Genomic DNA, 8,757 nt, shown 5'->3' with positions numbered 1-8,757 from the left:
CAACATGATCAACTACCGGACCGGCCAGCCGCCCACCGGGTTACGAGACATCCCTTAGGCGACGCGGGGGATGAGGCGGTGACGCCAGTACAGGTAGCGGGCGTGACCCTGCCCGTCGTCCCCGAGGAAGGTGTGCGGCGCAAACGGTCCGGGCTCCGGCTCGACCGCCAGCAGCGTGTCACCGCTCCAGGCCACCAGCTCGGTGCTCACCGGCGTCTCCCCCAACCCGGAGGCGAAGGCGCCCTTCGGGGTGCGCGCCAGCCACACCCGCCCGTCATCGTCCTGGCTGACGACGGCTTCTGTCACCGGAGAGGCGTAGGTGCCGATGTAGCGCGACGCGTCGATCCGCGGTGCGTGCGGTTCGGGCAGCGGCATCGGTGGGAGCTCGATCCCGGTGAGATCACGCAACACCCGGCCCACGATTTCCTGGTACACCAGATAACTGGTGCCGCCATTGGTGAACAGCGCCACCCCCACGTCGTGGGCGGGCACGACCCTCAGGTAGGCGGCCTGTCCGATCGTGCCGCCGTTGTGCCCGATGACCGTCCCCGCCGGGAGGTCGAAGATCTGCCAGCCGAGTCCCCACGCGGCGGCCAGCGGCCCGGGCTCGGGCAACGTCACCTGCCGTTCCCGCATCGCCTGTGCGCCGGCCTCGCTCAGCACGGTGTTGTGCACCAGGTGCATGCGGGCGAACGTCAACAGGTCGCGCGGCCGCATGGACAGCACCGCTCCCGCGGGGGCGTTCGACCGCGTCAGGGCCCATACCGGCGCTGGCTGGGGTTCGGCGTCCGGGCCCGGCCGGATGTGCCCGACCGCGGCCCGGTACCGGATCGCCTCGGCGGGGCCGGTCGCCGTGTGGGTGAGCCGCAGCGGCGCGCACAGGTGGTCGCGCAGGCAGTCGTCGTAGGACTTGTCACGCAGTACCTCGACGATCCGGCCCAGCACGCAGAAAGCCGCGTTGTTGTAGGAGAACATCTCGCCGGGCGGGAACAACTGCGGCGCGTCCCGCAGCGCGGCCACGTACTTCTCAACGCAGTCGTCTCCGGGGCCCGTGTCGGTGAAGCTGTCACCCCCGAACCCGGACACGTGACACATCAGCTGGCGCACCGTGATCCGCGCGGCCGCCTCCTCGTCGGCGAGCGCGAACTCCGGTAGGTACCGGCGGACCGGTGCGTCGATGTCCAGCTTTCCCTCGTCCACCAGCTGCATGGCCAGGGTCGTGGTCCAGACCTTCGTGATCGACCCGACCTGGAACACCGAATCCGCGGTGGCCGCCACGCCGGTGGCGGTGTTCAGCACTCCGGCCGCGGTTTCGACCACCTCTTCACCGGCCGACACCGCGAGCGCCGCACCGGGTACCTGGTGCCGGGCCAGCAGGTCGGGCAGCCGTTCGTGGGCCCACGTGCGGATCTCATCCAGTTCCACCATGAAAGGCCTCCTTGCCTCGGTTGAACCCGGGCGCCGCCGGGCAGGATGGTTCGCCGTGCGGCACCCCGGGAGGTGGCCGCCCGTGTCTGTCCCAAAGGTGGGATTACGGCGTTCGCGTTGACCGGCTCACGGGGCGTCCCCCTCGTCGTCGGCGGACCTTTCCGCCGTGCGTTCCGGCCGGCTCAACGTCTGCTCGATGTAGAACTCGGAATGGCCGGGCGGGAGGATGATCCGGCTCACTTCGCCCACCTCGCCGGAGGCCAGCCAGCTCACCCGGAGGAACTGCAGCACCGCGCAACCCTGTTCGGCCCCGAGCGTTTCGGCGTCCTGCGCACCCAGCAGCCCGGGTTCGATGTAGAGCCTGCTGCGCGCCACCTCGACCCCCTGGCGCGCCAGGTAGTCGTGAATCGCCAAATCCTCGAGCGGCTCCGACAGCAACCGCGGCGCCACGGAGAACGGGACCGCGGAGAGTTCCAAGCCCACCGGGACGTCCTCAGGTGTGAGCTTCACCCGGCGCAACTGGACGACGGGGGTATCGGCCGCGAGCTCGGGGAGGGTCATGTCGGCCTCGGCCGCGGTGACCACGCCGGCGCCCTGCACCACGTGGCGGCCGGGCATCTCCGGACCGTGGGGCTCCAGGTTGATCCAGCGCCACAGGTTGACCTGGCGTGCGCCGTCGGCCACGAAGGTGCCGCGCTTGCGGTGCCGGACCACCAGCCCCGCCGCGGCCAGTTCCTGCAACGCCCGCTGCGCGGTCGCCCGGCTCACCCCGTACGTGCGTTGCAACTGCGCCTCGGTCGGCACGCGATCGCCGACCGCGAGCTCACCCCGGCGGATCCGGGCTTCCAGGTCAGCCCGGATCTCCCGGTAGATCGGTAGCGCCATGCTTTGAGCTTAACAATAGAGCTTTTGACTAGTCAATAGGCTCGTCGCTGGCGCTGGGCAGGGCAGCGGCGTGAGGACGACCGTGGACCCGAGGCCCGGCGCGCGTGCCAGCCGGTCAGCAGGGAGGGCTCAGGAATCTCACCGCGATTGAGATAGCGTTTTCCCCACCACTCACGTTCGTCTCACTCGAACGGCGGTGTATTCCTCTGCTACGACCTACTCGTGGTACTGATGGGAAGAAAGTGAGTACCGCCGTAACGATCAGTGATTCCACGCGGTTTCGCCGGTACCCCGTTGAGCTGCTGACACCCCGCGGACAACAAGGTTTGTTGAAAGGGAGAGGTGTGCCGGGCCCGGGGAGACGGACATGCGTCGAGGTCAGCGAGTCACTGTTACGAATGGCACGCCTGACTTCGAGTTGGTGATTTCCGATTTCGGTCGTGCCGTGACCCGGAAACTCCGCACCGGCCACGGTTCCCAGGAAGACCACCTCCGTGGACCGTTCGAGAAGATGCTCACGAGCATCGCCGAAAGCCTCGGGCTCGCGGTCACGACGGTCGGCGAGACCATGTTGCCGGACCTGGCACTCCGTCCCGACTACGCCATCAACGTGGAGGGCGCCCGAGTCGGTTACGTCGAATTGAAGAAACCGGGCCGCGGTGTGCCCAGCACCTGGTCGAGCCCCTCGGCGCACGACAAGGAACAGTGGGAAAAGTTCCAACTGCTGCCGAATGTGCTCTATAGCGACGGCGAGCAGTTCGCACGCTACAAGTTCGGAAAGCTGCAGGGCGAAGTCGCGCGGTTGGAGCCAGGGCTCAGTCGCGCGGGCGAAAAGCTACACGCGCAGAGCAGCGCCTTCGCCCGGGTCATGACGGACTTCTTGCTTTGGGAACCAGAACGGCCGCGGTCATTGGACGACCTCGTACGCCTGACGTCGAACCTCTGCCGCCTGTTGCGTGACGACGTCGCCGCCGAGTTGCACCGGGAACGCACTGGTCGCGCTCGCCACCAGACCTTCACCGCGCTGGCGATGGACTGGCGCCAGGTCCTTTTCCCTAACCTCACCGACACGCAGTTCGCCGACCAGTACGCGCAGACAGTCACCTTCGCCTTGTTGCTGGCCCGAGTGGAAGGCGTGAGCTTCCAAGGACGCTCCATCGGAGAGATCGCCAGATTACTGGGCAAGAAACACTCTTTGATGGGGCGGGCGCTCACCGTACTCACGGACCAGCCCGAGGAGGAGCTGAGCATCGCGCTCACCACGATGCTCAGAGTTCTCGGCGTCGTCGACTGGGCAGCGTTCCCCGACGACTCCTATTCGATGCTCTACGAGAACTTCCTCGACAACTACGACCCGGCGCTGCGGCGCAAGAGCGGGGTCTACTACACGCCGGCCGGGTTGGTGTCGTTCACCACCCGGTTCGTCGACGAAATACTCCGGAAGAAGCTAGGGCGCCGGCTCGGGTTCGCCGAGCGGGACGTGATCGTGGTCGACCCGGCGATGGGCACCGGCAGTTTCCTCGCCGAGGTCGTCAACACGGTCGCCTCGACCATCGCCGTGGAAGAGGGACCCGGTGCTGTCGCTCCCCATCTTCGAGAGCTGGCCGGACGCCTGATCGGCTTCGAGAACCAGGCCGCCCCGTACGCGGTCGCAGAGCTGAGACTGCACAGCCTGCTGAAGAAGCGGCACCGGTCTGAGGTGCCTCACAGCGAACGGCGGTTCCTCGCCGACACCTTGGACGATCCCGACGCGCAAACGTTGCCGTTGGGAAAGATGTACGAGGCGATCAACCGGTCACGCCGAGGCGCCAACCAGGTCAAGCGCGAAGAACCGGTCATGGTGGTGCTCGGCAACCCACCGTATGCCGACAAGGCCGCGGGTACCGCCCCCTGGATCGAAAAGTCGGGCGCGGGAAAAGGCACCCCAGGCCTGAAAGCCTTCCGCAGGGTCGGCAACGGACGCCGTGAGTACGTGCTGTCGAACAAGTACGTCTACTTCTGGCGCTGGGCCACGTGGAAGGCATTCGATGCCCACCCCGGACACCCTTCGGGCGTCGTTGCCTTCGTCTGTTCCGCCGGGTTTCTCGCCGGTCCCGGATTCGCAGGCATGCGTGAATACCTCCGGAGGACGGCTGACGAGGGATGGATCATCGATCTCACCCCCGAAGGGCATCAGCCCCCGGTGAACACCAGGTTCTTCCGAGGCAATCAGCAGCCCATTTGCCTTGCGGTGTTCATCCGGCGAGGCGGTCCCGACCCGGACTCCCCCGCCCGGGTACACCGCACGTCGGTCGACGGGACGGTTGATGACAAAGTCGCGGCACTGGCGAGCCTGACCATCGAGGATGCTCGATGGCGGCAGTGCCTGGACGGTTGGGATGCGCCGTTCGACCTCGGCGGATCCGAAACGTGGTCCGCCATGCCCGCGCTCACAGATCTCATGCCGTGGGCCATACCGGGCGTGAAGCCGAACCGGACCTGGGTGTACGCCCCCGAGCCGGAAACCTTGCACGAACGCTGGAGGACCTTGACGCGGGCACCGCTGTCCGAAAAGCCATTGCTGTTGAAGGAAACACGTGACACCCGAGCAGATTCGGACAAGCCACAGATCCCGGGGATGGTCGAGCACACCGGGACCATCGGAACCGAGACCGGACCATGCCCACCATTGAATCGCGTCGCTCACAGGTCCTTCGACCGCAAGTGGGTGATCCCCGATGCGCGACTGCACGACACCCCACGTCCGCCGTTGTGGTGTACACACTCTGACCGGCAGATATTCGTCATCGAACAACACGCGCACTCCATCACAGCGGGTCCCGCCCTGGTCTTCTCCTCGCTGATCCCGGACATGCATTACCACTCGGGTCGTGGTGGCCGCGTGCTGCCCCTGTATCGAGATGCGCCGGCGACCTCGGCCAACGTCACCCCCGGCCTGCTCGACTTCTTGTCCCGGCAGCTGAAATGCGCAGTCAGTGCCGAGGACCTCGTCGCTTACCTTGCCGCCGTCACCGGGCACCACGGTTTCACCCGCTGTTTCGGCGAGGATCTGAAGCAGCCCGGGGTACGGATTCCGCTCACGAGAAGCCCGGATTTCTGGCGTGCGGCGGTGGGCCTGGGCCAAGAGGTGCTGTGGCTCTACACCTATGGAGAACGCTATATCGACCCGGCCGCCAACCGCCCACCGGCCGCACCGCGGATGACGGCACGACAGGAGCGGCCGACCGTACGGGTGGGCATACCCGACACACCGGAACAGATGCCGGACACGATTCGCTACGACGAAGCGAACCGAGCGCTCCACATCGGCGAAGGCGTCATCGCGCCAGTCGCACCTGAGGTCATGGCTTTCGAGGTTTCCGGCATGCCGGTGGTCAAACACTGGTTCAACTACCGGAAAAAGAACCCTGACGGCACCCGCTCGTCGCCACTCAACGACATCGTCGCCACCACCTGGACATCCGCCATGACGACCGAGCTACTCGACCTGCTCAACGTGCTCGGCCGGTGCGCAGCACTGGAACCCGCGCAGGACGAGCTGCTCGAGAAGATCGTGTCCGGCCCCCTGATCGCGGTCGAGGACCTGACGTCAGCCGGGGTTCTCCCCGTCCCCGAATCGGCAACGAAGATGCCCAAGCCGGACAGCCAATACAACCTCTTCGACGAGAGCTGACCGGCCGTCGCGCCCGTCGTGTCGCTCTTGGGAGCTACTTCGAGTTGGCCCCGTGGAGGGACGCCCCGCGGCGGCTCCTTTCGTAGCGTTTCCCCATCGACACAGGATGGGGGAACGCGATGACCAGGACCGAGACGACCGTCGACACGGCGGTCGAACTCCGTGACGTCGTGCGGGAATACGGCAGCAAACAGGCGCGAGTGCGGGCGCTCGACGGCGTCCGCGTCGGGTTCGCCCGGGGCACCTGGACGGCGGTGATGGGACCGTCCGGTTCGGGGAAGTCCACGCTGCTGCACTGCGCGGCCGGCCTCGAACGGCCCACCAGCGGCCAAGTGGTGCTCGGCGACCTCGACCTGAGCGCGGCGTCCGAGCGCACGCTCACGGCGTTGCGGCGCAAGGAGATCGGTTTCGTCTTCCAGAGCTTCAACCTGGTCGGCTCGCTGACCGCCGAGCAGAACGTCGCGCTGCCGCTGCGCCTGGCGGGCAGCAAGGTGTCGATGAAGGACGTGCGCGCGATCCTCACCGAGATCGGCCTCGGGGACCGGCTGCGGCACCGGCCGCGCGAGCTCTCCGGCGGTCAGCAACAGCGCGTCGCGATCGCCCGCGCCATGGTCATGCGGCCTTCGGTCCTGTTCGCCGACGAACCGACCGGCGCGCTGGACTCCCGCTCCGCGCGCACCGTGCTCGGCTTGCTGCGTTCCCTCGTCGAGGGTTCGGAGCAGACCATCGTGATGGTCACCCACGACCCCGCGGCGGCGGCCAGCGCCGACTCGGTGTTGTTCCTGTCGGACGGGCGCATCGTCGAACACCTGAGCCGTCCGTCCACGGAACAGGTGGCCGCCCGGCTCGCCGCGTTGGAGGCCTGATGCTCCGCCTGTCCGTCGCCACGTTCCGGGAACGCTGGCAGCTGTTCGTCGGGGCGATCGTCACCGTGACGCTCGGCGTCGCGATCGTGCAGTCGTCCTTGCTGATCGTCGTGTCCGCCGGGGAGTACGGCGAGGCCATCGCGGTGCTCGGGCTTTCGCTCGGCGTCTCGACGTTCCTCGCGATCTTCATCGTCAGTTCGACGTTCACGTTCACGATCGCCCAGCGGCGCCGCGATCTCGCCCTGCTGCGCGTGATCGGCGGCAGTCGCAGCCAGGTGCGGCGCCTGCTGCTGTCCGAGGCGCTCCTGCTCGGTGTCGTCGGCACCGTGCTCGGCTTGCCCGTGGGGCTGGTCGCGATGAGCGCACAGACTTCGCTGCTCGCGAGTCTCGGGTTCCTCCCGGATTCGTTCAACGCCGAGTGGCACGGCTGGATCGTCTGGGTTTCGGCGGGAATCGGCATCTTCGTCGCGCAGGTCGGGGTGCTCGCCGCCTCGCGTCGCGCGTCGCGAGTACGCCCTCTGGAGACGCTGCGGGAGATCGGGGCCGCCGCCAAGGTCATGACGTTCGCCCGCTGGTTCTGGGGAGTCCTGCTGCTCGTCACGGCGATCACGCTGATGTCGGTCGCGACCGCGGTGGGCGACCCCAACGGCGCGATCCCGCTGGCGATCAACTCCACGGTCGCGCTCGCGCTCGCGCTGACCGCGTTGAGCCCGAAGATCGTGCCACTGGTCGGCCGGATCACCGGAAGCCTCGCGGGCAGGTCGACGCTGGGCGTTCTCGCCAGGGCGAACCTGCGCGACGGTGTCGGGCGCAGCGCGTCCACCGCGGCACCGCTGCTGATACTGGTCGCACTCGCCATCGGGCTGGCGGGCACGTTCGGCGCGCTGTCCGAAGGGGCGCAACAACAAATCGCCGACGACGTCCACGGCGACCTCGTCGCAGCGGGACCCGTCGCGCCCGGCACACCCGGCGTCGCGAGCGCGTCGACCGAGTACGCACTGTCGATCGAGGTCACCACCGTCAGCAACGACTGGGGCGACACCGAAACCAACACCGACAAAGCCGCAGCGCTCGCCATCGAACCAGCCGACTACGAGCGGGCGCACCGGCCGCCGACCGCCGGGTCGTACGCCGACCTGCACGGGCTCGCGGTCGCCGCCGCGGGTGGTGAGCTCGGCTCCACCGTCCGGATCAAGGTCGGGGGACAGGAGATCACCGCACGCGTGGTGGCCGTGTTGCCGCCGACGCTCAACGGCGGCGTGGCCTACCTGCTGCCGCGTGAGGTCGTCCCGCCTGCCGCGCTCGGGCCCGCGCGGTCGATCGTGCGGCTCCAGCCGGGTGCCGACCCCGCCGCGGTGGCCGGGACGCTGCCACAACCGGTGTCCAGTGTGGACGAGTGGATCGCCGCGGGAGACAGCGCGCAGGACACCCTGAACGCCGGTGTCATGAAGGCCGTCATGGGGCTGGCCGCGCTCTACGCCGTGATCGCCGTGGTCAACGCCGTCGTCATCGCCACCGGGGAACGGCGGCGCGAGTTCGCCGTCACGCGGCTGACCGGTTTCACGCGCCGCCAGGTCGTCGGCACCGCGCTGCTGGAGTCGCTCGTCGTCAGCGTCACCGGCCTCGGGCTCGGCTGGGTCGCGGCACTGGCGACGCAGATCGGCATCAGCGGTGTCGCGGGCACGATCGTGATGCCGTGGGGCGTCTTCTGGCTCACCGTCCTCGGCGCGTTCCTGGTCGTCGGCGTCACGACCGTGTGGACGAGCCTCGCCGCGACACGGCAGACGCCGATCGCACTGGCGGCCACGCGCGAATGACGGCGATCGAGCCTGGCGGGGAACGGTGGGGCTAAGAGATCAGTTCAGAATGAGCTTGCGTAGGCAGATGATTGAGCAGGCCACGCTG

The 8,757-nt window shown here is 67.9% G+C and carries 5 protein-coding genes; 3 read left to right on the top strand and 2 right to left on the bottom strand.

The annotated features are described in order from the left end of the window. Positions 1–54: 54 nt before the first annotated feature. Together ABFX51_RS26690 and ABFX51_RS26685 are read right to left on the bottom strand one after the other, a co-directional pair. Complete coding sequence (locus ABFX51_RS26690) at positions 55–1,428, bottom strand: serine hydrolase domain-containing protein (RefSeq protein ID WP_346055269.1); 1,374 nt, start codon at positions 1,426–1,428, stop codon at positions 55–57. A 126-nt stretch (positions 1,429–1,554) separates the two neighbouring features. After that, positions 1,555–2,313: a GntR family transcriptional regulator gene (locus tag ABFX51_RS26685; RefSeq protein ID WP_346055268.1), complete on the bottom strand. Its 759-nt coding sequence runs from the start codon at positions 2,311–2,313 to the stop codon at positions 1,555–1,557. A gap of 421 nt (positions 2,314–2,734) precedes the next feature. Here ABFX51_RS26685 and ABFX51_RS26680 point away from each other — a divergent pair, with 421 nt between their 5' ends. The 3 genes from ABFX51_RS26680 (at position 2,735) to ABFX51_RS26670 (ending at position 8,669) form a co-directional block, all read left to right on the top strand. Continuing rightward, a complete protein-coding gene (locus ABFX51_RS26680) occupies positions 2,735–5,986 on the top strand; it encodes a type ISP restriction/modification enzyme (protein WP_346055267.1) in 3,252 nt (1,083 codons plus the stop codon). Positions 5,987–6,105: 119 nt separating this feature from the next. Continuing rightward, a complete protein-coding gene (locus tag ABFX51_RS26675; RefSeq protein WP_346055266.1) occupies positions 6,106–6,852 on the top strand; it encodes an ABC transporter ATP-binding protein in 747 nt (248 codons plus the stop codon). Beyond that, positions 6,852–8,669: an FtsX-like permease family protein gene (locus ABFX51_RS26670; RefSeq protein WP_346055265.1), complete on the top strand. Its 1,818-nt coding sequence runs from the start codon at positions 6,852–6,854 to the stop codon at positions 8,667–8,669. The genes ABFX51_RS26675 and ABFX51_RS26670 overlap by 1 nt, the downstream gene beginning before the upstream one ends. Positions 8,670–8,757: the final 88 nt, after the last annotated feature.

The organism is Amycolatopsis dongchuanensis, from assembly GCF_039542405.1.
Classification (GTDB): Bacteria; Actinomycetota; Actinomycetes; order Mycobacteriales; family Pseudonocardiaceae; genus Amycolatopsis_E; species Amycolatopsis_E sacchari.
Note: the sequence above shows the minus strand (reverse complement) of the source record. Positions and strands in the feature narration are given on the sequence as shown.

Coding starts and splice junctions, on each gene's coding strand:
- ABFX51_RS26690 (WP_346055269.1), bottom strand. CDS start 1,428: ATGGTGGAACTGGATGAGATCCGCACGTGGGCCCACGAACGGCTGCCC.
- ABFX51_RS26685 (WP_346055268.1), bottom strand. CDS start 2,313: ATGGCGCTACCGATCTACCGGGAGATCCGGGCTGACCTGGAAGCCCGG.
- ABFX51_RS26675 (WP_346055266.1), top strand. CDS start 6,106: ATGACCAGGACCGAGACGACCGTCGACACGGCGGTCGAACTCCGTGAC.
- ABFX51_RS26670 (WP_346055265.1), top strand. CDS start 6,852: ATGCTCCGCCTGTCCGTCGCCACGTTCCGGGAACGCTGGCAGCTGTTC.